Genomic DNA, 514 nt, shown 5'->3' on the forward strand with positions numbered 1-514 from the left:
CATCGAAGCTCAACAAGTCACCCTTGGGAATAGTTCCCAAATCACTAGTCGCAGTCAAGGTACGGGTGATGGTGGCACTATTCAAGTCAATGCGCGATCGCTATTTTTAGATGGTGCTTCCCAAATTAATGCCCAAACCAACTCTGGTAATGGCGGTAACCTGAATTTCTTCCTTGGGGAACTGCTCCTGTTGCGGAATGAAAGTTTGCTATCGGCGGAAGCGGGTGGTAAGGGTAATGGCGGTAATATTACGATTAGCAGTCCTTTCATTATTGGTTTGGGGAATAGTGACATAGTGGCTAATGCCTTTCAAGGCAATGGGGGGAATATCCAAATTAATACTGATGGCATCTTTGGGTTGAAATACCGACCTTACCGCACCGAGGATAACGATATCACGGCGAGTTCGCAGTTTGGATTGAGTGGCACGGTGAATATTAGTAACCTCGCTTTTACTCCCGCTGCTGGGTTAATCGAATTGCCTACGGATGTGATCGATCCGAGTCAGCGCATT

1 pseudogene is annotated in these 514 nt (G+C 46.9%); it reads left to right on the plus strand.

What is annotated here, in order from left to right:
* Nucleotides 1-514: pseudogene (locus AC805_RS26100) on the plus strand (S-layer family protein); the annotation flags it as partial.

Origin of the sequence: Pseudanabaena sp. 'Roaring Creek' (assembly GCF_001402795.1) — a bacterium.
Taxonomy (GTDB): Bacteria; Cyanobacteriota; Cyanobacteriia; order Pseudanabaenales; family Pseudanabaenaceae; genus Pseudanabaena.